General features: G+C 72.2%; 24 protein-coding genes and 1 pseudogene. 8 read left to right on the top strand and 17 right to left on the bottom strand.

Translation table 11 applies throughout. The annotated features are described in order from the left end of the window. Positions 1-543 (bottom strand): annotated as a pseudogene (locus tag IE265_RS27185) (hypothetical protein); the annotation flags it as partial. Between the two features lie 238 nt (positions 544-781). On the opposite strand from IE265_RS27185, the gene IE265_RS27190 reads away from it, so the two are divergent. Continuing rightward, entirely contained in the window at positions 782-1291 is a 510-nt protein-coding gene (locus IE265_RS27190) for a DUF6328 family protein (RefSeq protein ID WP_308434820.1), read from the top strand. A 270-nt stretch (positions 1292-1561) separates the two neighbouring features. After that, a complete protein-coding gene (locus IE265_RS27195) occupies positions 1562-2755 on the top strand; it encodes a carboxylate-amine ligase (RefSeq protein ID WP_229916583.1) in 1194 nt (397 codons plus the stop codon). A 90-nt stretch (positions 2756-2845) separates the two neighbouring features. On the opposite strand, the gene IE265_RS27200 is transcribed toward IE265_RS27195, so the two are convergent. The 4 genes from IE265_RS27200 to IE265_RS27215 form a co-directional block, all read right to left on the bottom strand. Then, a complete protein-coding gene (locus tag IE265_RS27200) occupies positions 2846-3871 on the bottom strand; it encodes an iron-containing redox enzyme family protein (protein ID WP_190038342.1) in 1026 nt (341 codons plus the stop codon). Then, the gene (locus tag IE265_RS27205) at positions 3868-4209 is read right to left on the bottom strand and encodes a CDGSH iron-sulfur domain-containing protein (RefSeq protein ID WP_373303025.1); all 342 of its coding nucleotides are present in this window, start codon (positions 4207-4209) and stop codon (positions 3868-3870) included. Before IE265_RS27205 ends, IE265_RS27200 begins: the two co-directional genes overlap by 4 nt. Further along, positions 4193-4867: a HemK2/MTQ2 family protein methyltransferase gene (locus IE265_RS27210; RefSeq protein ID WP_190038343.1), complete on the bottom strand. Its 675-nt coding sequence runs from the start codon at positions 4865-4867 to the stop codon at positions 4193-4195. The genes IE265_RS27205 and IE265_RS27210 overlap by 17 nt, the downstream gene beginning before the upstream one ends. Before the next feature lie 151 nt (positions 4868-5018). After that, a complete protein-coding gene (locus tag IE265_RS27215; protein ID WP_190038344.1) occupies positions 5019-5249 on the bottom strand; it encodes a DUF6479 family protein in 231 nt (76 codons plus the stop codon). A gap of 349 nt (positions 5250-5598) precedes the next feature. On the opposite strand from IE265_RS27215, the gene IE265_RS27220 reads away from it, so the two are divergent. Then, positions 5599-5958, top strand: coding sequence for a hypothetical protein (locus IE265_RS27220; protein ID WP_190038345.1), 360 nt, complete (start codon positions 5599-5601; stop codon positions 5956-5958). Between the two features lie 70 nt (positions 5959-6028). Here IE265_RS27220 and IE265_RS27225 read toward each other — a convergent pair whose 3' ends face one another. The 5 genes from IE265_RS27225 to IE265_RS27245 all read right to left on the bottom strand — a co-directional run bounded on the left by IE265_RS27225 (position 6029) and on the right by IE265_RS27245 (position 9634). Continuing rightward, complete coding sequence (locus IE265_RS27225) at positions 6029-6367, bottom strand: STAS domain-containing protein (RefSeq protein ID WP_190038346.1); 339 nt, start codon at positions 6365-6367, stop codon at positions 6029-6031. Then, complete coding sequence (locus tag IE265_RS27230) at positions 6364-7656, bottom strand: PP2C family protein-serine/threonine phosphatase (RefSeq protein WP_190038453.1); 1293 nt, start codon at positions 7654-7656, stop codon at positions 6364-6366. Before IE265_RS27230 ends, IE265_RS27225 begins: the two co-directional genes overlap by 4 nt. Next, a complete protein-coding gene (locus IE265_RS27235; protein WP_190038347.1) occupies positions 7656-8459 on the bottom strand; it encodes an alpha/beta fold hydrolase in 804 nt (267 codons plus the stop codon). The genes IE265_RS27230 and IE265_RS27235 overlap by 1 nt, the downstream gene beginning before the upstream one ends. A 177-nt stretch (positions 8460-8636) precedes the next feature. After that, positions 8637-9077 (bottom strand): DUF2267 domain-containing protein, encoded by a 441-nt coding sequence (locus IE265_RS27240; RefSeq protein ID WP_190038348.1) that lies wholly within the window; start codon positions 9075-9077, stop codon positions 8637-8639. 125 nt (positions 9078-9202) lie between these two features. Beyond that, entirely contained in the window at positions 9203-9634 is a 432-nt protein-coding gene (locus tag IE265_RS27245; protein ID WP_190038349.1) for an Hsp20/alpha crystallin family protein, read from the bottom strand. A gap of 149 nt (positions 9635-9783) precedes the next feature. Here IE265_RS27245 and IE265_RS27250 point away from each other — a divergent pair, with 149 nt between their 5' ends. Next, positions 9784-10428: a type III effector protein gene (locus IE265_RS27250; RefSeq protein ID WP_190038350.1), complete on the top strand. Its 645-nt coding sequence runs from the start codon at positions 9784-9786 to the stop codon at positions 10426-10428. A gap of 196 nt (positions 10429-10624) precedes the next feature. On the opposite strand, the gene IE265_RS27255 is transcribed toward IE265_RS27250, so the two are convergent. Continuing rightward, a complete protein-coding gene (locus IE265_RS27255; protein WP_190038351.1) occupies positions 10625-11098 on the bottom strand; it encodes a hemerythrin domain-containing protein in 474 nt (157 codons plus the stop codon). A 375-nt stretch (positions 11099-11473) separates the two neighbouring features. On the opposite strand from IE265_RS27255, the gene IE265_RS27260 reads away from it, so the two are divergent. Next, a complete protein-coding gene (locus IE265_RS27260; RefSeq protein ID WP_190038352.1) occupies positions 11474-12733 on the top strand; it encodes a cation:proton antiporter in 1260 nt (419 codons plus the stop codon). 149 nt (positions 12734-12882) lie between these two features. On the opposite strand, the gene IE265_RS27265 is transcribed toward IE265_RS27260, so the two are convergent. The 4 genes from IE265_RS27265 to IE265_RS27275 form a co-directional block, all read right to left on the bottom strand. Next, complete coding sequence (locus tag IE265_RS27265) at positions 12883-13170, bottom strand: hypothetical protein (RefSeq protein ID WP_190038353.1); 288 nt, start codon at positions 13168-13170, stop codon at positions 12883-12885. 509 nt (positions 13171-13679) lie between these two features. Continuing rightward, positions 13680-14369 carry a GAF and ANTAR domain-containing protein gene (locus IE265_RS27270; protein WP_229916584.1) on the bottom strand — a complete coding sequence of 230 codons (690 nt, stop codon included), beginning with the start codon at positions 14367-14369 and terminating at the stop codon, positions 13680-13682. A gap of 349 nt (positions 14370-14718) precedes the next feature. After that, positions 14719-14850, bottom strand: a complete 132-nt coding sequence (locus tag IE265_RS39005) for a hypothetical protein (protein WP_268255845.1) — start codon at positions 14848-14850, stop codon at positions 14719-14721. 140 nt (positions 14851-14990) lie between these two features. Further along, positions 14991-15545 carry a hypothetical protein gene (locus IE265_RS27275; RefSeq protein ID WP_190038354.1) on the bottom strand — a complete coding sequence of 185 codons (555 nt, stop codon included), beginning with the start codon at positions 15543-15545 and terminating at the stop codon, positions 14991-14993. Positions 15546-16049: 504 nt separating this feature from the next. Between IE265_RS27275 and IE265_RS27280 the strand changes: the two genes are divergently transcribed. Further along, complete coding sequence (locus tag IE265_RS27280; protein WP_190038355.1) at positions 16050-18704, top strand: SpoIIE family protein phosphatase; 2655 nt, start codon at positions 16050-16052, stop codon at positions 18702-18704. Positions 18705-18764: 60 nt separating this feature from the next. On the opposite strand, the gene IE265_RS27285 is transcribed toward IE265_RS27280, so the two are convergent. Continuing rightward, entirely contained in the window at positions 18765-19646 is an 882-nt protein-coding gene (locus tag IE265_RS27285) for an ABC transporter substrate-binding protein (protein ID WP_229916586.1), read from the bottom strand. 392 nt (positions 19647-20038) lie between these two features. Between IE265_RS27285 and IE265_RS27290 the strand changes: the two genes are divergently transcribed. Further along, on the top strand, positions 20039-20251 hold the full coding sequence (locus IE265_RS27290; RefSeq protein WP_190038357.1) for a hypothetical protein: 213 nt from the start codon (positions 20039-20041) through the stop codon (positions 20249-20251). Positions 20252-20403: 152 nt separating this feature from the next. On the opposite strand, the gene IE265_RS27295 is transcribed toward IE265_RS27290, so the two are convergent. Continuing rightward, entirely contained in the window at positions 20404-21372 is a 969-nt protein-coding gene (locus IE265_RS27295) for an AraC-like ligand-binding domain-containing protein (protein ID WP_190038358.1), read from the bottom strand. Between the two features lie 461 nt (positions 21373-21833). On the opposite strand from IE265_RS27295, the gene IE265_RS27300 reads away from it, so the two are divergent. Continuing rightward, complete coding sequence (locus IE265_RS27300) at positions 21834-22298, top strand: peptidoglycan-binding domain-containing protein (RefSeq protein ID WP_229916588.1); 465 nt, start codon at positions 21834-21836, stop codon at positions 22296-22298. Positions 22299-22772 lie beyond the last annotated feature (474 nt).

Genomic DNA, 22772 nt, shown 5'->3' on the forward strand with positions numbered 1-22772 from the left:
TGCGGACCGTTCCGGCTTACCCCGCCCTGAAGGACGGGGCTTGCGCCGGGCGCATCGGGTCAGCCCGGGCTTGCCGAACTTCTCGGGGAAGAAACGCTCCAGCCGGCCCTGGATGCCGGGTCTGCTGCGGGTCAGGCCGATCACCCCGCACGCCACGTCGATCGCGACGCCGAAGGTGAGGTCCTCCAGCCACGCCTCGCCCTCGGTCCGCAGGGCGGCCAGGTGCTTGCGCGTGACGCGTTCGGTCAGTTCCCGGTAGTGCTCGTCCACACGGCGGGGCGTGAAGTACCGGGCGGTCTGACGGCGGTGTTCGCGGTGCTCGGGCCCGTCGCGGTACAGCACGGGCCGCCGGATCCGGGCGGGCAGCTTCTCGACGGTCTCGATGCCCAGACCCGCCTGCACGGTGTCGGCGCTGCGCAGCACGGCGCGCGCCGCCGGGTAACCGCTCACCTGCCACGTGCCGTTGTCCCCGCGGCCGACCGGGCAGCCGGATCCGGTACGGTCCCTGCGGATCTTCCGTGCGTCGTCGTCGGCTCGTTCCATCGAATGCGGCCTCCGTCGTCGTGCCGGCACCCCTTGCGGGACGAGCCCACCGTCCGGCATGTGCGGTCAGACTCCAGGATGCCCGCCCCCGCCGCCAGTGCCCGGGCGCCGACTGCCCCTTCGGCAAGGGGATCAGGCGCGACCTGACCTCCCCGACGACGCCTGGCGCCGTCCCTGTCCCGGCGGGTCTTTGTCCAGATTCCGATTGGGCACGGAAGGAATGGGATACTTGTGCTGTATGTCTGACCAGCAGGGCATGTCCGAGGACGAGCGGCTTCGGGCCCAGCGGGACGAATCCGAAGCGGAACGCGCCGACCGGAATTTCGCCGAGCTGCTTCAGGAGCTGCGGGTCATCCAGACCGGCGTCCAGATCCTGGTCGCCTTCCTCCTGACGCTTCCGTTCCAGGCACGCTTCGCGACGCTCGACTCCTTCCAGCGCGGTATCTATGTCACCACGCTCCTGCTGGCCGTACTGGCGACGATCCTGTTCACCGCTCCTGCGGCCCTGCATCGCCAGCTCTTCCGCAAAGGCATGAAGCGGGAACTCGTCGAGGCCTCCTCCCGGTTGGCAGGCGCCGGTATGGTCGTCCTCGCATTCGCCCTCACCTCTGCGGTGCTGCTCGTCGTCGACGTCGTGCACGGCACCCCCGAGGCACTCGTCGCCGCAGCAGCGACCTTCATCGTCTGCGGCGTGATGTGGGCGCTCGTGCCCCGACACCTTGGACGCAAGGCTTCTCGGACAGACTGACCGCAGCCACCGAAAGAGGCGGTGGGTGCGCGGGGCGCTGGCCGCTGAGCGGCACCCCGAACGGTCGTGGCCCGCCGTCGGCGCCGACCCCCGCGAGCGGGGGACCTGTCGTGGATCAGAGGCACGACTGCTGTCCCGATGCGCCCGCCGTCGAGAGCGATGCTTCGTCGCCGGTCATCGGGGCACTTGGTCTGCCCAGGGCATCGCGGCGTGCTGCCGAGGATCCGGGAGTCGGTCCCCGCGATGCCCCTCATGTTCCTAGGAGTCGCTGTGGCCGTCCGTATCGGGGTGGAGGAGGAGTTCCACATCGTCGAGGTGGAGTCGGGGGTGCTGGTGCCGCGCGCCGGCACGGTGCTCGAGGAACTCTCCGACGAGGCCTTCACCAGCGAGCTGAAGCAGTCTGTCGTGGAGAGCAACAGCGCTGTGCACGCTTCTCTGGACGACCTGCACGCCGACCTGACCGGCAGCCGGCGGCGGCTGGATGCGGCCGCCGCCGACCACGGGCTGGCCGTGGTGGCCGCCGGGACGGTTCCGCTGTCCCTCCCCTCCGCGTCCGTGCCGCCGACCCCCGGCGTCCGCTACCGGCACATGGTGGACGAGTACCGTGCGATCGCCGACGAGCAACTGATCTGCGGGGCCCAGGTCCATGTGGACGTCCCCGACCGCGACACGGCCGTGCGGGTCATGTGCGAGGTCGCTCCGTGGCTCGCGGTACTGCTGGCGCTGTCCGCGAGTTCGCCGTTCTGGCAGGGCGTCGACACGGGGTACGCGAGCTGGCGCACGATGCTGTGGCAGCGCTGGCCCACCGCCGGGCCCGCCGGCTGTTTCGCGGACGCGGCCGAGTACGACGTGGCGGTCAGCGAACTCATCGGCTCGGGCGTCATCAGCGACCCGGGGATGATCTACTACGACGTTCGGCCCTCGGCGCACCAGCAGACCCTGGAACTGCGCATCTGCGACGCCTGCCCGCGCGTGGAGACCGTGGTGCTCATCACCGCACTGTTCCGTGCCCTGGTGACGCGGGCGGGGCAGGAGTTGGCGGCGCGCCGCGGTGCTCCTGCCTGCCAAGGGCGCCACGGGTGGCTGCGGGCCGCGTCGTGGCGTGCCGCCCGGTCCGGCCTGGAGGAGGGCCTGATCGATCCGGACACCCACCGTGAGGCGCCCGCGCCACAGGTGGTCGGCGCACTGCTGCAGCGGGTGCGCCCGCAGCTCGAGGCCGTCGGGGACTGGGGGACGGTGGTGGCGCTGACAGAGAGGGCGTTGGCGGAGGGCAGCGCCGCCCACCGCATGCGCAGCATTGCCGACCGGGAGGACCTGCTGGCGTGTGTCGATCTCGCGGTGGGTGAGACCCGCGGGCGGCGCGGTGCGGCGCCGCCCGCCGACCCCTGGCGCCCCACCCGCCCGGCGTCGCCCGCAGCGGGCGACGTGCCCGGCCCCGACGTGGCCCGGGTCGCGGGCAGCTGACGCCGCGGACCGCGAGCGCCGCTCCGGCCGCCGTGGCAGGCGTTCGCTCCGCTTCGGCCCTGCCCGGTCACCTCGCGGCGTCCGGGCAGGTCAGTACTCCGGCAGGGGGGTGCGCAGGGCGGAGCGCCCCTGCTGCCATGCGCTCTGCAGATGGGCGGCGAGCCGGTCCTCCAGCAGCAGCGTCGCGGCGCAGCCGAAGGCGATGTCGGCCTCCAACTCCGGTTCGTCGGCCAGGAGACCACCGATGACGTCGCGGCGTACGACCTGTTCGTGGACGGCGTCGGCCTCCACGTGCTCGGCGTAGAAGTGTTCCGCCGCCGGTCCTGCACCGCACCGGCGCATGGCCTTGGCCAGACGGCGGGAGCCGGGGGAGGAGGTGACCTCGACACAGGCGAAGTGGCCCACCAGCGCCCCGCGCAGCGCCCGGTGCAGACCGAACAGGGACATCACGTTGACGGTGGCCAGGAGCGGGGCGGGAGCCTGGTCCAGGTAGCGGCCGTAGTCGGGATCGAGGCCGAGGTCGCTCATGAGGTCGGCGAACAGGCGCGCGTGGATGCGGTCGGCGCGGCCGGCACCGAACTCGTCGTACTCGATGGCGACCATCGCGGCCTTCGCCCGGCCGGTCAGCCGCGGGATGACCCAGGCGTGCGGATCGGCCTCCTTGAGGTGGTACAGCGAGCGCAGCGCGGCGTACTCGCGCAACTGCCAGAGCTCTCCCGTGGTTTCGAGCTGGTGAGTGAGGCTGCCGGACAGGTCGACGGGTTCGACGAGCAGCGGCGCGAACGCTTCTTCCACCGTCCGGGGCGAGTCGGTCAGGTCGGATCGCAGGGCATGCAGGAACCGGTGTTCCAGGCTCCGGCGCAACCGCAGCAGGTCCGGATCCCACTCCCGCTCGTCCCCGACGCCCTCGATGCCCCGGTAGTGGAGTTCGTACAGCAGATGGAGGGCGAGCTGCAGGTCCTCGCCCCAGGGATCGGCCGCCAGGACCGCCTCCGGTGCGCAGACGGGGGGCAGGGTGCTGCGCAGGGACGTCACGACGGCCCGGGACAGCACCCCCCGTCCGAGGACCAGAGGGGCGCCCACGGCGGGGCGGGCAGTGAGGCGGGGCGTGTTCATCGGGGGTCCCCGTCCTGTGCCGTGGATCTGCCCGCGCGGCCGCCGTGCCCCGCACGGGGCTGTCCGGCGCCGTCGGCCGGGGCCGGTTTCCTGCGGGCCCGGTGACTGGTGTCGCACCAGGGGAGGGTCCGGCTGCGGCGGCAGGTGCAGACGGCGACCATGAACCGGTCGGAGCGGGCGAGGGTGCCGTCTTCCAGGACGATCTCCACCGGCCCCTCGACCAGGACCGGCCCGGTCGGGTCGAGACGCACGCGTCGCGCCCCGCCGGCCGAAATGCCGTCGGGCATGCGGTCGCCGGACGTACGGTCGTCGGGCGTGAGGTCAGAGTGCTCGGGCACGGATGACCACCAACTCCTCCTGCTCCTCGCCGGCTTCGGAGAGCCCTCGCTCCTGGAGCCAGGCGCGCCGCGAGTGCAGCACCGGTCCCCAGGACACGCGTGCGCCGAGTGTCGTTTCTCCGGCCAGACCTTCCTGCGCGAGACGTTTCAGGGTGTTCTCGGGCCCGCACATCGCGGAGTGCACCATGAGCAGGACGCCGCCGGGCCGCAGCAGGGCAGGGGCGCTCGCGCAGATCCGGTCGATGACGAGTCGTCCGTCGGGGCCGGCGTCCCAGGCGCGGGCCGGCCCGTTCGTGGGCAGCCGGGTGTGGGGGGAGGGGACGTAGGGAGGGTTGGCGAGAACGAGGTCGAAGCGGCGCCCGCGCGTGCGGGTGGTGAAGTCGCCGTGCAGGACGGTCAGGGGCAGGTGGTGGCGCAGGGCGTTGAGGCGGGTGGTGGCCACCGCCCGCCGGGACACGTCCACGGCGGTGACCTGGGCTCCGCGTCTGGCCGCGCCGAGTGCGACGGCGCCCGTGCCGGTGCCGATGTCCAGGACCTCGGTCGTCGGGTGGAGGTCCTCCCCGGCCAGGGCGTCGGCGAGCAGCCGGGTGTCGGCCTGCGGCTGGTAGACCCCGGGCAGTACGAGCAGTCTGGGGGCAAGGAGTCCTGTGCGGTTCACGGTTGTACCGGACACTGTGGCCTCCGCAGGGATGTCCGCAGTGCGGAGCGTGGCAGGGGAGTGCGGGCGCAGCGGCTCGTCCGCCGGGGCCGCGGGCAGTGCCGACGGTGGTCCTGGCCCGTGGTCGGTGCGGGGGCGTGCGGACGTGAGGTCATCGCCCCAGCTGTTCGCCGGCCCCGTCCTCGGGGGTCTGCCAGGAGTCGCTCCGGCTTGCCGCCTGCGGATTCTGATCGGTCGGACGGGCCCGGGGGGCCCGGCGGCGGGCGGCGCGGCGGCTGCCGTACCAGAACGCGCCGATCAGAAGGAGGACCAGCACCGGCCCGGCGACCATCAGGAAGAGGGACGACGAGCCACTGGCCGCGAGAAGAACGGGGGTGGTCATGACGCACGGGTACCCCTCCTCCCGAGTCCCTCACGGCACACGGGCAGCCAATGGTGCGCACGGGTCCTTCGCGTACCTGCCGGGTGCGGGCCACAAGGCGTCGGGAACCCCGTCGGCAGCTCTGCCGGGCGGTTCCTCCGGTTCGCCGCCGGTGCACCGGGTTGGCGCCACGCCACCTCTTTGCTCCGCGCCCGTCCGGCGACGGGCGGTCCGGTGGTTGCTGCCCGGGGGAGGGGAGCCCTGGAGGCGACCCGCGCACCCGGTGTCGCCGAGGCATCGTGCAAGGCGCCTCGGGTACTCGGGGACGCGCAATTGCGGTGCGGCCCACCGGAGGGGGATTCGAGCAGTCATGCTGACGTACGCATTGGAGCGGGGCGTGCTCGTCCTGACGTTGGAGGACGAGGGCGGGGAGGAGTCGGGGCCCCGGGCCCGGGACGTCCTTGCCACCCGCATCGGTGACCTCGTCCACGTGCACAGCCCGATGCCCGTCGTCATCATTCTCGGCGGTGACGCGGCCGAGACCGTGATCAGCGCGGTGCTGCACGCCCATCGGCTGTGCAGTCGGCTCGGTGTCCTGATGTCGGTGGCCACCCCCAGTGCCGCGGCCCGTCGAGCCTTGGTGGCCGAGGCCGCTGTCCCCGGTGCGCGCCTGGTCGTCCACGCCCGCGCCGACATCGCCATCGCGACGGCCGTCACGGCCGCCGTGTGATCGTGCTCCGGCCCGGGGCTCCCGCACGGCCCCGCCGGGCCGGCTGGTGCGCCGGCGGCAGGGCGCGTGCTCAGGGAGCGGTGGCGGAGGCGGTGTCCGGGTGGATCGGGAAGATCTGGTCGAGGCCGACGATGCGCAGGATGCGCAGCGTGTGGGCGGGCACGGCCGCGAGGGCGATGTCCGCTCGTGCGGCCTGGGTGTGGCGGTGGGCTGCGATCAGGGCGCTGAGGCCGCTGGAGTCGCAGAAGACCATGCCGCCCAGGTCGAGGACGAGGCACTGGCCCGGCCGGAGCGGGATCGTGGGGACCAGTTCGCTCAGTTCGGGGGCGTTGTCGTAGTCGAGTTCGCCGAGAACCTTCAGGACGGGGCCGGTGGCGGCGTACCCGGTGGTGATCTTCAGAGGGCTCATCGGCTGCTCCTCGTCCGGTGGCCGGCGGTCGGGGCGCCGAGGGCGAGCAGGGCGGTGTCGTCGTCGAGGCCGTCGCCGAAGCGCTGCAGCAGTGCGGTCAGGGCTTCGATCAGGGCGGAGGCGGGCTTGCCGGCATGGTCGGAGGCGAAGGACAGCAGGGCCTGGTCCCCGTACAGGCTGGTGCGGTCCGGGCCGGTGCGGGCCTCGGTGATGCCGTCGGTGTAGAGCAGGAGGGTGTCGCCGGGAGCCAGGGTGGTGGTGGCCGCGGTGAACTGGGCGGAGGGCAGCACGCCGACGAGGAGGCCGCCGGGGGTGGGCAGGAAGTCGGCGGTGCCGTCGGCCCGCGTGACGATGGCCGGAGGGTGGCCGCCCGAGGCGATGCGGACGGCGACCTGCCCGGTGTCGGGGTCGGGCTCGAGCGTGCCGAAGACGACGGTGCAGTACCGCGGGTCCCCGCTGCCGGCGGCGTAGCGCTCGTGGAGCACCTTGTTCAGGGTGGTGAGGGCGGTGACCGGGTCGGGGTCGTGCAGTGCGGCAGTGCGCAGGGTGTAGCGGGTCAGGGAGGTGACCGCGGCTGCCTGGGGCCCCTTGCCGCACACATCGCCGAGGAAGAAGCCGAAGCGTTTGCCGTCGAGGGGGAAGACGTCGTAGAAGTCGCCGCCGAGCCGATCGGGGGACGCGGTGTGGTACGAGGCCGCCGTCTCCACCCCGGGAAGCACCGGCAGGATGTCGGGCAGCAGTGACTGCTGGAGGACGGCCAGCGCGTCCTGCAGTCGGGCGCGGTCGGCCTCCGACTGCCTGCGCGCCTCCTCGGCGGCCTTGCGGCCGCGCAGGAGTTCCTCCTCGTAGGCGCGGCGCTGGCGGGCGTCGAAGACGGTGGTCCGGATCAGCAGGGGCTCGCCGGTACTGCCGTGCTTGACCGAGGAGGAGACCAGCACCGGTATCCGGCCGCCGCCGCTCTGCTTGATCTCCAGGGCGATGCCGCTGATCTCCCCCTGCATCTGCAGCATCGGGGCGAAGTGGGTCTCGTGGTACAGCCTGCCGCCCACGGTCAGCAGGTCGGTGAACCGCATCCGGCCCACCACCGCCTCGCGGTCCAGGCCGAGCCAGCCCAGCAAGGTGGCGTTGATCTTCGCGATGGTGCCGTCCATCAGGGTGGACAGGTAGCCGCACGGGGCGTTCTCGTACAGTTCCTCGGCGCTGTCCTCCAGCAGGGCGGCGAACGCCCCGCGCGAGGACTCCGCCTCGTCGGCCTCGTGGGGTTCCTGCTGTTGGCCGGTGCGGCACATCATGACAAGGCCGCCAGGAAGTTCAGTATGGCCGTGTTGGTGGCGTCGGGCGCGGACAGGTGCGGGCAGTGACCGGTCGCGTCCAGGGTGACCAGCCTCGACCCGGGGATCGCGGCGTGCACGAAGGCTCCGACCTCTCGGGGTGCGATGACGTCCTGGGTGCACTCGAGTACCAGGGTCGGCACCGTCACACTCCTCAGGTCCTTGCGCGAGTCGGACAGGAACGTGGTGCGGGCGAAGACGCGTGCCATGTCCGGGTCGGTGGCGCAGAAACTGTCGGTCAGCTCCTCGCCGAGTTCCGGCCTGTCCGCGTTGCCCATGATCACCGGGGCCATGGCCGCCGACCAGCCCAGATAGTTCGACTCGAGCGAGGCGAGCAGTTCGTCGATGTCGTCGGCGCTGAAGCCGCCGCGGTAGTCGTCGTCGTCGAGGTAGTGCGGCGACGGCGCGATCATGACATGCGCCCCGATCCGTTCCGGGGCCATGGCGGCGGCCAGGACGCCGATCATCGCGCTGACGGAATGGCCCACGAACACGGCGTCGCGCAGGTCGAGGGCCTCGCTCACCTCGACCACGTCCCGGGCGTAGCCCTCCAGGGTGGCGTAGCGCTCTGCCGAGAAGGCGGTGGTGTCCGAGCGGCCGCACCCCACGTAGTCGAACAGCACCAGCCGGTAGTCCTCGGCCAGGGCGGGCAGCGTCAGGCGCCACATGTTCTGATCGCAGCCGAAACCATGGGCCAGCACCACCGTCCGTCCCTGCGGATTGCCGGTGACGGCGACATTGTTCCTGCGGGCGATGTCCATCCCTGCAGTCTCTCAGGCCCCACCGGGCACCCGGAGCGCGGCGACTCTCCGTCACGGCGGTGGCATCGACGGCCGGCGTGCGCCCTGCCCTGCCCGCCCGCGGTGCGGGCAGGGCGCACGGTGCGGGCGGGGTGCCTGCTCGCTGTCCGGTGACGGCGTGCGCTTTCGAGCGCGCGGTCAGGCGGCCCGGAGGAGTTGCGCCCGTCCGAACAGCAGGGCGTAGCCGTCGGGGAGCTGTTCGATGATCCGGGTGGTCAGGTCGTCGCCGGCGAGGCGGGCGACGACACCGAGGACCGATCCGGTGTCCCACCGGGTCGTCGCCGACGTGCTGCCCGTTCGCTCGGCGAGGTCCTTCACGAAGCCCCAGCCGGTCAGGGGCCTGCCGGTGGGGATCTGCGAGGCGAGGAAGACGGCAGCTTCACGGGGGAGACGGGCGGCGAGTTCCACCCGTTCGTCACCGGTCAGCTGGCGGCCGAGGGCTTCCAGGACCCGCCGGACGACGTCGTGCGCCTGCTGGTGGGTGGAGTAGACGCCGTGGTAGCGCACCTTTTCCACCAACTGGTCGAAGGTGGCGGACGCCGTGGGGGCCGGGGGAGCGGGGGGAGGGAGAAGGGCCATGACGTACGACTTTCCTTGCGTGAACGTTCTTCTGCGAGGGACCGACCCGGCGGGGACGGGTCGTGCGGCGAGGCCGGGCCCGGGCGTGTCCCGGACGGGATCCACTCCGGGCCCGGTCGACGGGTTCAGCCGTCCAGCTCCTTGTGCGCGCCGGCGCTGCGAACGCTGATCTTGCGGGGCTTGGCCCGTTCGGCGATCGGGATCCGCAGGGTCAGCACACCCGCCTCGTAGTCCGCGGAGATGCGCTCGGTGTCCAGGGTGTCGGCCAGCACGATCTGGCGGGAGAAGACGCCCTGGGGGCGTTCGGACAGCTCCGTCTGGGCGCTTTCGGACCTCGGCAGCGGGCGCCGCTCCGCCTTCACGGTGAGCATGTTCCGCTCGACGTCGATGTCGAGCGCCTGGGGGTCGATGCCCGGCAGGTCGAAGGCGATGACGTACTCATGACCGTCCCGGTAGGCGTCCATCGGCATCGCGGACGGGCGGGACCATGTCCCCGGCCCCGCCAGATGCTGGGCCAGCCGGTCGAGTTCACGGAACGGGTCGGTGCGCATCAACACGGTAAACACCTCCAGATGAGTTCAGGCAGTAACTGCCAATGCGCTTCACCTGACTCCGTTGTAGCATGTCATCCGAACGACGACAACTTCATCGTCATCCAACCGATGACACCAGTCCCCGGCCGAGCCCCCGACCTGAAGGAGAGCCGATGAGCCACGACCAGAGCCCGGCATCCGCCTCCTTCGAGGCGGCGGCCGCCCTGCGGGCCATGGCCCAGGCCATGCGCACCGCACGCGAAGCCGGCCACACCTCGCCCGACGAGCCCGAACAGGCCCTGGCGGCGCTGCTGCTCCTGCGCGAGGTGCGCGAGCACCTGGCCGCCTGGGAGCCCGAACTGATCGAGACCGCCCGCCGGGCGGGCGCCAGCTGGACGGATCTCGCCCATCCCCTGGGCGTCGCCAGCCGTCAGGCCGCCGAACGCCGCTACCTGCGCGTACGCCCCGGTGAAGCCGGCGCCACCAAGGAACAGCGCGTGCAGGCCACCCGGGGCCGGCGTGCCGCGGACCGCTCCGTGACGTCCTGGGCCCACGACCACGCCGCCGCCCTGCGCCAGCTCGCCGCGACCATCACCGCCCTGCCGGACCTGCCCGTCACCGCGGCGGACGCGCTCACCGCCCTGCACACCGCGCTCGGGCACAACGACCCGGCCCAACTCCTGGGCCCGCTCGCCGACACGGGCCCGCACCTGCGCCCCGCCCACCCCGACCTCGCGGACCGCGTCCGCGACGTCGGCCGCCACACCCACGAGATGCGCGAGAACGAGCACCGCCAGCGCTCTTCGGGCGGGCCCTGACGCCACGCCCGCACGGAACTTCGCCGACGACCCCGGCGCTGCGGGAGCGGAGGGATCCTGATTCTGGGGCGATCCGGGAGGGCCGACGCCCGCCTTCTCTGGACTGCTCCGACAGTGATGATGTCCGTGTGACGCCGCTGGCGGGTCCGACCTCACCCGTAGGCACGGGTCCGCATCGCAGAAGCCCGGGATGATGTCACCGGTCGGCGCTCGGGACGGCGAGGGGGTCGCCGGGAGCCTTCTCCTTGGCGGCCTCCATCTGCTCGCCGAGTTCGACGAGCCGGTTGCGCCCCATGGCCTTGCGGACGTCGGGGAACCACTCCTTCTCCTCCTCCTCGACGTGATGGCGCACGTTCTCGATGAGGACGGTCATCTTGGCGTCGAAGCGCTCGTCGGAGGGGTCGAGCTCCTTGAGCTCGGAGAGCATCCAGAGCACGACATGGTGTTCCTCGACGCTTTCCAGGACATGGTCCTTGGCGTTCGGTGCGGCTTCCCGGGCGGCCGGATAGAAGATCTTCTCTTCGATCCAGGTATGAGTGGTGAGTTCTTCGATCACCCGGTCGGCGATCTTCCGCTTCTCGACGCGGGCGTTGTCGCCGGCCTTCTCGAACTGCTTGAACAGCTTCTCCACCGTCTTGTGGTCTTCCTTGAGCAGCACGATCCCGTCCACGGTTGCCTCCCTGTCGTTCGTTCAGGGCGGTCCCCGCCCGATGGGCCGAGTACCCGCAACAGCCCGGCCGTCTCCCCTTTCGGCGCCCGCTTCGGGAACCGGTGCGGAAGACATCGCGCGCCCCCGGGGTGCGGATCACTGTGGTGGGCCGTGGGCCGAGCGGGCGAGTGCCGCCCTTCTGGCGTGTGTGGGCTGCTGACGCCTGGGCACTCAGGAGTGGTTTCACAGGGCTGCCCCGGCCGGGCCGGCGGCCGGGTTCTGCGCTCGGTTGCCTGCCCGGCCGTGTGCACGGTGACGTGACCACGCTGCGTGCGGCTGACCCCGCCCGGCCCGGGCGGATCCATTCGAGTGTGACGAAGGACGGGGCGCAGCGCAGTGACGATGGCCGACGCGGTGTTCGCGTTCCTGGGCGTGGGCGCGCTGCTCGCGGCCGTGCTGCCGCGACTGGTGGCCGGACGGCCGCTCTCCCTGCCGCTGGTGTTCCTGGTGAGCGGCATCGGCGTCTATCTGCTGCCGCTGCCACTGCCCGTGATCGACCCCGTCGAGGACCGACTCCTGACGGAACACATCACTGAGGTCGGCGTCATCATCGCGCTGATGGGGGCCGGGCTGGCCCTCAACCGGCCCGTCGGCCTGCACCGCTGGTCCACGACCTGGCGGTTGTTGGGCGTGACGATGCCGCTGACCGTCATCGGTACCGCTCTGCTGGCCTGGTGGCTGCTGGACTGGCCGCCGGCCGTCGCCCTGCTGCTGGCCGCCGTCCTCGCACCCACCGATCCCGTGCTCGCCTCGGAGGTGCGGGTGGGTGAGCCCACCGAGGACGAGCACGACGAGGACGAGGTGCGCTTCGCCCTCACGAGCGAGGCGGGGCTCAACGACGGGCTGGCCTTTCCCCTCACCTACGCGGCGGTGGCCCTCGCCGCTGCGGCGGGCAGCGGCTGGTCGGCCGACTGGGTCGGCGCCTGGGCGGTGAAGGACGTCGCGATCAAGTGCGCCGTCGGCGTGTTGAGCGGGCTGCTCACCGGCCGCCTGCTGGGCTGGCTCTTCTTCAGGCCCCGCAATCCGGAACTGCGTCTGTCCGAACACCGGGAGGGCTTCGTCGCCCTGGGCGCCACCTTCCTGTCGTACGGAGTCACCGAACTCGCCGGAGGCTACGGCTTCCTCGCCGTGTTCACCGCCGCGTGCGCGATCCGTTCCGCCGAGCGCGCCCACGGCTTCCACAACGTGCTCCACGACTTCGTGGAACAGATCGAGCGCCTGGTCACGGCGTTGGTGCTGTTCCTGCTGGGGGCCTTCATCGCGCTGGGCGGCCTTGCCGCGCTGACGTGGCAGGGCGCCCTCACCGCGCTGGCGCTGCTCCTGGTGATCAGGCCCCTGACCGGCTGGGTGGGACTGCTGGGCGGTCGCCCGCGCGGCCGGGAACGCTGGGTGGTCGCGGGCTACGGCATCCGCGGGCTCGGCTCGCTCTACTACCTCGCCTACGCGCTGGGAGAGCACGACTTCCCGGTGCCGCAGCGGGAGTTGTGGGCGGTGGTGACCTTCACCGTGCTGGCCTCGGTCGTGCTGCACGGCCTCTCGGCGGGGCCGGTGGTGGCCCGTCTCGACCGCATGCGTCACCGGCGCACGGGCGCGTAGCCCCGGCTGCCGAGAACTCGTGCCGCACCCGCCCGCAGCCGAATGACAGGGACCGGACGGACCGGACGGGTCCGGGAACACTTCCGCAGGCCGTGACGGGCAGGCGGCCGAAGTGTGTGGCGACTGTGCCGCCCTCGGTGGGGCCGGGCTCAGCCCGGACCGCGATGAGCGGCCCACAACACCCCGGCGCGGACGGCGGCATCGGAGACCAGGGCCGCCAACTCGGGCCGATCGGGCACGGGGAACGAGACGTACGCGCCCCGGCCGCCACCGACCGGCCGACCGTAGGCCTTCACGGCGAGGCGACCGTCCGGAAGGAGCCGCACGTTGAGCGTGGTCAGCCGGAACTCCTCACCGCGGCGCGTGTCCGTCCAGCGGAGCGCCTGCGGGATCGTCACGTTGATCGCCAGAGCACTCACTTCGGGCTCGCTGCTCACCGACGGATGATCTCACGGGGGCCACCCCGGGAGGCCGTCACCGAGAAGACCCCGGCACTGACCCCCGCGAGGCGGGAAGGGAGGTGTGCGGCACGAGCCGGTGCGTCCGATCGACGGCAGCCGCGTGGCCTCCCGTGGGGAGCCGGGAGGGGCGGCGGGCACCGTCAAGCCCGCAGCTGCACGGCGGGGCCCGGAGCGGTGACCCGGCCCGGGAGCCGGTGTCCGCACAACCAACGATGCACCAGAACAGGCCAGTCGAAAAGACCATGGCCAGAAGTATTCGATCGGCTCGTCGACCTGGTGCCTTGCGCATCGGCGCCGGCACCGGCCCGCCGACGGTGCCGGCAGTCTCGTCCTGCTGAGTGCCTGTCTGCGATTTGGCCGGGGTGTCAGGGCGTCTGGTCAGGGGACTTGGCGTGCAGGTTGGGCTCAGCGCCGCCCCCTTGAGGGCCGGCCCGGCTCAGGTTCCTCCGGTTCGGCAGTGAGCCGGAGGGGCCGCTGGCGGGAGTTCACGGCAGGCTGCCCTGTTCACAGACCTGGCGGGCGACCTCGCGGAGCTTGATGTTGTTCTCCTGCGAGTAGCGGCGCAGCACGTCGAAGGCCTGGTCCTCGGTGATGTGGTGGCGGCCCATGATGATGCCCATGGCCTCGCCGATGACGTGGCGGGTGGCGACGGCGTGTTCCATCTGGGCGTGGGTGCGGGCGCTGGAGAAGGCGATGGCCGCGTGGGAGGCCAGCAGCAGCCCGGCCTGTTCGCTGTCCTGGGTGAACGCGCCGGGTTCACGGGAGTAGAAGTTCAGCGCGCCGAGGTCCTCGTCGTCGGTGAACAGTAGGAAGCCCATCATGCTGCCCACGCCGAGTGCGCGGGCCTGGGGGGCGTAGGCGGGCCAGCGCCGGTGCTCGGCGGTGAGGTCGGCGATGCGGAAGACATGCTCCCCCCGCGCGCTGCGGGCGGCGTCGAAGCACGGCCCTTCCCCCAGCTGCTGCTGCAGCTGGTCGCTTTCGGTGACCAGCTGGTGGGTGGGGGCGAGGCTCTCCACCTTCGTCTCGTGCAGGATGAGGATGCCGGCCGCGTCGCAGCCGTCGACCAGCTCGGTGGCCGTCGCGGTGATCCGCTGGAGCGTGGTGTCCACCGAGTCCTGCGCCAGGAGGTCCCGCGCCATCGCCGCCATCTGCTGCGCGAACCATCCCCAGTCCACTTCGCCCTCCGCTCCTCGTTCGGCCTGGACGACCTCGTACCCAGCCTTCCACGCGAATCCCGCAGCGAATGGCAACAGATATCCGCAGGCGAGCCGGTGGCGCGATCCGGGCATGGCCGGCGTGACGACGATGCGACGGAAGCCGGCCGGGCGGTGGCCGTCATCGCGGACGGCGCGATCGGAGCCCGGTGAGACGCTTCGAGCAGGTCGACGAACCCTTCGGCCCGTTCGGCCTTTCGGACGGCGGGTCCGGCTGGCGACTTGCGGCGGAAGGCCGCGGCCGGGGCGCCGGGGTGCTCCCGGTGCCCGCCTGGCCGATACCGGCCAGAAGGTTCCTTCCCGCCCGGCACTACTTCCTCTTACGGGCCTGCACCACGCCGAAGACCACGAAGGCCGCGATGGCCACGGCGAACAGCACCCACAGGGGAATCCCGTCGAGTCCCTTGTAGGCCAGCACGGTCGAACCAGCCGATGAACGCACGACAACTCCTCTGCCGAGTACAGGTGTTCAAGGTGCCCCCGAGTCCACGGTCGACACTTTCCACTCGGCCGGCGGGCCGACGCGTTGGGTGCACAGCATCCGGGCGGCCGTGACGAGCCCGCCCGCGAAGACCGCCGATGTCAGGAAGCGGGCGAGCCGGCCTCCGACGCCGCCTTCTCAGCAGCGGACGCCACCCCCGTGACGGTCCAGAGCGCCATGCCCCACAGGCACAGGGCCGAGACGAGCCCCACGAGGAGACGTACGCCGTCGTCCGGGCCGCCCGCGAGCCACACCGTCACCCCCGCTGCTCCCGCCGCCGTCAGCACGGCCGCCGGTACCCGCAGCCGGGGCTGGCCGAACACCGCTGCGAGCGGAAGGAAGTGCAGCCCGACGACGATCGCGACCAGCGGCGGAATGAGCACCGGCTTCGCGGTACGCGCGCACACCACGGCGATGACGACGATCAGCAGCCACTGGAGACCGTTGATCTGGTTGAACCGTCGACGCCGATCGGCGGGGAACGGGCCGCCCGCCGACGACGGGAGGAAGCGGCGCGCGGCGAGCATCAGCGCCAGTGTGACGAGGCAGCCGGCCACGACCGCGGCCAGCCGTGTCGTACCGCCGAACGCGCTCGTACCCAGCAGCCACCAGCCGAGCCCGAACAGCGCGAGGAACCCCACCCCTGACTTGAACATGATCAACACTCTAGGTGGGGGAGCAGCCTGCCGACCGGGGAATTCGCCGGCCGGTGGGAGCCGGGTGGCGCGGCGGCCGGCCCTGCCGGGGCCCGGGTCCCCGTGGACCCCCGGTTCGGGGCGCGCCGGATCAGGCCGGGCCGACGGCCGCCGTGTCGGCATGCCGCACCGCGGCCCACCGGGGCCCGCCGCACCGCGGCCCGCACCGGCCCCCACGCCCGGGCGGCTCCCGGCCTGCCCGGGTCCCGGCCCCTGGGCCCACCCGGCTCCCGAGCCCGCCGGGCGCCCAGCCCACCCGGACCCGGAACTCCGGACCCGGAACTCCGGACCCGGAACCCCGGCCCCACCCCGAGCCGCGCCCGTAGGCCCGGACTCACCGATACTGAGGAAATGGGCAAACTTGGGCGATACGTCCCTGCGCGCCGACGCGGTGGCCATGCGCCGTCGCAGGCCGAGCCCCCGGACGCCGACCCGGAGGCCCCTCGCCGATCGCCCGCCCGACGCATGTGGTCGTTCCTGACCCCGCGCAGCCTCGCGGGCCAGGTCTTCCTGCTGCAACTGGTGGTCGTCCTGCTGCTCATCGCCACGGCCGTGGTGGTACTCGTGCTCCAGGACCGCAACCGCGCGATCCGGGAGGCCGGCGACCAGTCACTGGCGGTTGCCGAGACGTTCGCGAACGCCCCGGGCACCGCGGCGGCGATGAAGAGCAAGGACCCGACGGCCGCACTCCAGCCGCACGCCGAGGTGGTGCGCAACAAGACCGGCGTCGACTACGTCGTGGCGCTGAGCCCGTACGGCTTCCGGTGGACCCACCCGGACCCGGACAAGATCGGCAAGCACGTCTCCCCCTCCTACGGCGAAGCGCTCACGGGCCAGCCCCACCAGACCACGTTCGACAGCAGCCTGGGAAAGGCCGTCGACTCGACGGTGGCCGTCTTCGACGAGAAGGGGGACGCCGTCGGCCTCATCACCGTGGGTGTCACGGTCGACAAGGTGGCCGGGATGGTGCAGCACCAGCTGCCGGTGATATACGCCGCGGGCGGTGTCGCGCTGCTGCTGGCCGGAGGCGGGTCGGCACTGGTCAGCGCACGTTTGCGGCGCCAGACCGCAGGCCTGGGACCGGTCGAGATGACCCGCATGTACGAGCACCACGACGCGGTGCTGCACGCGGTCCGCGAGGGCGTGATCATCCTGGACGGCGACGGAAGGCTGCTGCTGGTCAACGACGAGGCGCGCCGGCTGCTGGCGCTGCCGCCGCAGGCCGAGGGCCGGCCCGTCACCGACCTGGGCCTGAGCCCGACCCTGGCGGCCCTGCTGGGATCGGGCCGGGAAGCCACCGACAAGGTGTTCCTGGCGGGGGACATCCTGCTCGCGGTCAACGTGCGCCCGGTCGGCCCCAAGGGGGGCTCCGTGGCCACCCTGCGGGACACCACGGAGCTGCGTGCCCTCGCGGGCCGGGCGGACGTGGCCGGCGGGCGGCTGCGGCTGCTCTACGAGGCCAGCACACGGATCGGCACCACCCTCGACATGAAGCGCACCGCCGAGGAACTGGCCGAGGTGGCGGTCCCGCGCTTCGCCGACTTCGCCACCATCGAGATGGACGAGTCCGTACTGCACGGCGGTGAACCGACCGGGGCCAGTACGGACCTGCACCGCATCGCAGTCGAGGGCATCCGGGACGACGCACCGCTGCGCCCCGTGGGGACGCGCATGCACTACGTGCCCGGCAACCCCGTGGCCATCGCCATGGGCACCGGCCGGCCGGCCCTGCTGGAGCACCTCGCCACGGCCGACGGGTGGCGGGCCCAGGACCCCGAACGGGCTCGGAGGATCATCGAGTACGGCATCCACTCCATGATCTCGGTGCCGCTCCAGGCGCGGGGCCAACTGCTGGGGGTCGTGGAGTTCTGGCGCTCGGAGCAGGACCCCTTCGAACCGGACGACCTGTCCCCGGCCGAGGAGCTCGCCGCCCGGGCGGCCGTGTGCATCGACAACGCGCGCCGGTACACCCGCGAACACATCACGGCCGTCACTCTCCAGCGCAGCCTGCTGCCCGGCGTGCTCCCCGAACTGTCCGCGCTGGAGGTCGGGCACCGGTACCTGCCCGCCCAGGCGGGGGTGGGCGGCGACTGGTACGACGTCATCCCGCTGCCGGGCGCCCGCGTGGCCCTGGTGGTCGGCGACGTCGTCGGACACGGCCTGCACGCCGCCGCGACCATGGGCCGCCTCCGGACGGCGGTGCACAACTTCGCCGCCCTGGACCTGCCCCCGGAGGAGATCCTCGGGCATCTGGACGACCTGATCACCCGGATCGACGAGGACTCGGCGGCCGAGGCCATCACCGGCGCCACCTGCCTGTACGCGGTCTACGATCCCGTCACCGGGCGGTGTGTCGTCGCCCGGGCCGGCCATCCCGGCCCGGCACTCGTCGCGCCCGACGGCACGGTGACCTTCCCCGACATCCCCGTCGCCCCGCCACTGGGCGTGGGAGCAGGGCTCCCGGTCGAGACGGCGGAACTGCGACTGGCCGCCGACAGCCGGCTGGTCCTCTACACCGACGGTCTGATCGAAGCCCGCGGCCGCGACATCGACGTCGGCTTCGGCATGCTGAGGGACGCGCTCGCCGACACCCGCGGCGCCACCCCGGACGACACCTGCCAGGCGGTGCTCGACGCGATGCTGCGCACCGGGTCGAGCGACGACGTCGCCCTGCTCGTCGCACGCACCCGCCTCCTCGACCCCGACCAGGTCGCGGAGTGGGAGGTGCCCCACGACCCCGCGGCCGTCGCCCGGATCCGCGCCGAGGCCACCGACAGGCTGGAGGCCTGGGGCGTCGGCGAGGCGGCCTTCACGACCGAGCTGATCCTCAGCGAGCTGGTGACGAACGCCATCCGGTACGGGGAGAGCCCCATCAGGCTGCGGCTGCTGCGCGACGGCGACAGCCTGATCTGCGAGGTCGCCGACGGCACCAGCACCTCCCCCCACCTGCGCCGCGCGGCCTCGACCGACGAAGGGGGGCGCGGTCTGTTCCTCGTCGCGCAGATGTCCCGCCGCTGGGGGACCCGGTACACCGACCGAGGCAAGATCATCTGGGCCGAGCAGGACCTCGACGCCGGAGCCTCCGGCGACCTGGGCGCTCTCCTGCTGGCCGAGCTGTGAGGCGGCGGCACGGAACAGGGTCGTACGGGCCGCCGCGGGGTGCGCGGCGGCCCGCATGGCTCAGGAGCCGCCGCCGACGGTGAAGTACGGGATCTTGTCCGGGTCCTGGCCGAAGGCGGCCCCGAGGTAGACGGCCGACAGTTTGGCGAGCGTCCCGTCGTCGATCAGCTGCCTGATGATCCGGTCCAGCTCGCCCCTGTTGGGCGACCCCTTCGGATACAGCGCCCCGTACCCCTGGTCGGTCCGGTACTGGCCCACCAGGCGCACCCTGCCCTCCCGCTTCTGCGGATACGCCAGCAGGATCGTCGTGTCGTGCACGATCGCGTCGATGCTGCCCTTCTCCAGCGCCGTGACCATGCCCGGGTCGTTGGGGAAGGCGGTGACGGGCTTGGTCGGCCTGAGCCGGTCCTTGACGAAATCCTCGCCCGTGGTGCCGTCGGCGACGCCGATCCGCACGTCGCGGATGTTGTCCTCGTTGATCCTCTCGCCGTCCCTGACCAGCACTCCCAGGGTCGAGTCGAGGTAGGGCGGGGAGAACTCGGCGACCTTGCTCCGCTGCGGGGTGATCGTGATCTGCGCCAGGGCCAGGTCGAAGTCCTTGGTCCGGCCGGACACGACCTCCGGGAAGGGCGCGTTCTTCACATCCACCCGGTCGAGCCCGGACCGGTAGGCGATATTGGCGGCCATGCAGTACTCGTAGCCGCTCTTGACCGAGCCCGGTGTGTCGCCGTTCCACCAGCCGGGTGCGGGCAGCGTCGTCTTGACCGTGAGGGCGCCCGCGGTCTCGGGCGACGGCAGGCGGAACTCCCCGCGACGCCCGGAGACCTCGCAGTCGCCGTACTCGGTGTTCGGCGACTTCGCCCCGCCCTCGTCGCACGCCGACGACGCGGCGACGAGCGCCGCACCGACAACCAGGGAGACGATCGCTGCCGCGGCGCGCATCATTGCACCTCCGGTAGGGACATCCTCCAACAATCACCATAGATCACCACGAACCGTACAACCGTCGGGACCGTGTGGGAGGACACCCGGAGCGCGCGGGTCGGGCCGCCGGCCCCCCAGCGGCGCCGCGGCGGCCCGCCGCAGGCCCCGTGACCGCGGGACGCGCCGGGCACCTCCACCGCCGCGGCTCGTACGGGGCGGCTCGTCCTACGGGGCGACGGGGCAGCGCCCGCCGCGCAGCGGGCCAGCGTCCGACACCCACACCGGTACCCCGTCGACGCCCATCCCGCAGGGGGTGCGGGTGGCCCGCACCCCCTGCGGGATGGGCTGCCGTGGCGCCCCACCACGAAGCGCGAGACCCTTGAAAGGACATGACCGCAAGGAGGCGCTCCATGGCATATCACGAGGGAAGGCCATGGAAGGACCCCTCGAAGCGAACCCGGACCCAGGCCCACCTCGTACTGGGTTGCGCACTCGCTCTTGCTCTCCTCATCGCCCTTGCCGTGATCGAGATCCAGGCCGCCGCATTCGTCGTCGGACTCGCACTCCTCACCGCGCTCGTGCTGTGGATCGCCGGCAGGACCGGCAGACGCCGCGGTCCGTGAACCTCCTGGCGAACCCGGAAGCCGGAACCCGGGAACTCGTGGCACGATCATGAACAGGCCCCGGCACTGCGCCCTTTGGCCCCGGCCGCGCGGCCCGGGCCCGGACGGGGCGTTCACGGCCGATCACGCGATACGCGGCCGCGCGCAGGCCATCACGCGGGGGAGCGGGGGTCGTTCCGGTCGCGCCAGGCCCGCGGCGAGACCCCGTACGCCTGCTTGAAGACCTTGCTGAAGTGGGTCGCGTCCACGAAACCCCAACGGCGTCCTGTCGCCGCGATGGTCCGCAGCCGGCCGTTCGGCCCGGCCAGCTCCCGCCGGCACTCGGCCAGGCGGCGCGTGCGGATCCAGTCCCCGAGGCTGATGCCCGACCGCGACAGCACCGCGTAGAGGTGCCGTACGGAGATGTCGTGTGCGGCGGCGATCCGTGCCGCCGACAGATCCCGGTCGGCCAGGTGCTGGCGGATGTAGTGCGTGATCCGCAGGCTGAGCGTCGCCTCCAACGGACCCCTGGCCGGACCGGAGTTGCCGTGCTGGGACGTCAGGACGGCACGCAGCAGTTCGACGCTGGGTTCCACGACGGCGTCCCCGTGCACGCCCTGGTGCAGCCGGTCGCCGACGGCCAGTTGGGAGAAGTAGGTGAAGGCGAGGCCGGCAAGAGGGTTGTCTGATCCCAGGGCGAGAGTGCCGGTGTCCCGCAGCAGGCGGTCCGGGAGCGCGAGCATCGCGCGGGGAAAACGCAGGAAGTGGTGGTCGACTCCCTCGTCGAAGAGCAGCGTGTAGGGAGCGGTCGACTCGTAGACGGCCAGCTCGCCCGGCCGCAGCACGCACTCGCGGCCGTTCTGCACCACCAGGCTGGTGCCCGTCACCTGGAGCCCGAGGAAGACGGCCGGCTCCTCGTCCACCCGCGCCAGCCGCTCCGTCCGCCGGACGGTGACCGCCGACGCCCGCGCCGAACAGAACCTGAGAGGCCCGGCGGCCCCGAGCCCTATGCGGACGCAGATGTCCTCGGCCGGCGGACCGTGGTCGATGTCGACCGCCACCAGGGAGTCCCACACCGCGTGCCGGACGACTTCCTCCCGGTCCCGCGGCGGTACGAACGCGGTGTCCAGGACCGGACTCATGAGGCGGACCCTCCTACGCGCCGGCCACGGAGCCGGCCGGGCAGTACCTCGGCCCGTTCCCCCACAAGTCCCCCTCGCCACAGACGGTTTCCCCCATCAGTCTCGCGGGATCACCTCGCGCCGTACAGCAGGCTCGACGGGACCGCGCACGACCCGCGCGCCTGATGAGGCGCCGAATCGCGGCCGTGCACCACTGACACAGTTCCCTGCCCGGACGACAAAGTCCGAGGCCCACGACGGCCCTAGGGTCCATGGACGAGGCCGGAGGAGAGAGAGTCGGCGGTCGGCCCGGACCGGCCACGGAACGCGGGTCCTCCGCCGGCACCGCTCGGGGGCGGAGTGCGGTCCGCCCTCACTCCACCCGTAGCAAGGGCGCGGTATCCGCCGCTCCGTGAAGAAACCAGTTCCCCATCCCGCCCTGCAGGGGCGAGAAAGCCATGAGGACAACCATGCGACCTGTCGTGACGAGGACATTGGCAAGTGCCGCCGCAGTCATCGGACTTGCCGCCGGGAGTCTGGCGGGCGCGACCGCCGTCTCCGCGGCGTCCGAGTCGACCGCCAAGCCCGCGGCGAGCACCCAGGACGTCTCCGTCCTCGCGGTCAACAACCTCGGGCTGAACATCGCCCGGGCGAAGAACTGGCAGTGCTTCCTCACCCGCGACGGCTTCGAGCCCTGGGAGCACAACGGGATGCTGGGCAAGGACAGTTGGAGGGCGGCGCAGCGGATGTTCAACGCACGCGGCTTCAGCGGGGACACCCGCCTGGTCGTCGACGGAGACGTCGGCAAGTACACGATCAAGGCGTTGCAGCGTTACCTGAACTCCTACGGCTTCGGCCTCGCCGTCGACGGCATCGCCGGACCGAGGACCACGGATGCCTTCTGGGAGTTCAACGGCGTCCCTGTCCGGGATCCCCGATGCGTGTGAGCCGAACACGCGCCACCGCGTACTGAGGGGCCCGCGCTGCTGCACCACGCGTCCCCTCGACCGTTCCCGGAGGTTGTCCGCCGCAGGGGGACCGCTGTCCGCAGGTCGTGCTGGGTGATCTCAGGGTGCACGGCCCACGGCAATCCTCCTGCGCCACCCGGTGCCACCGCGTAGTACCGGGTGGGGCGGCGCGTCTCGCGTCCGGGCCGGCCCGGACGCGAGACGATCGAGTCCGGGCTCATCGGCTGGCTCGGGGCCGGCCCGGACGGGCGCCGGCTCGCCGTGAGGGGCGCCGGGGCGCAGGGAGCGCAGAAGGCGCGGGCGCTGGTTCCGGCACGGCCCCGCCAGGCCGGCGCATCCCACCCGGGGAGACCGCCCGGCGACGGGCGCATCGTGAGGGTTCCTCCCTTCGGGCGCAGCTCGTGCCGCTCGGCCCGCACGGCGGCGCCGGTGCCGAGGCCGCGGCAGCGAACC

It is taken from the genome of Streptomyces fructofermentans (assembly GCF_014651055.1).
In the GTDB taxonomy this organism is placed as follows: Bacteria; Actinomycetota; Actinomycetes; order Streptomycetales; family Streptomycetaceae; genus Streptomyces; species Streptomyces fructofermentans.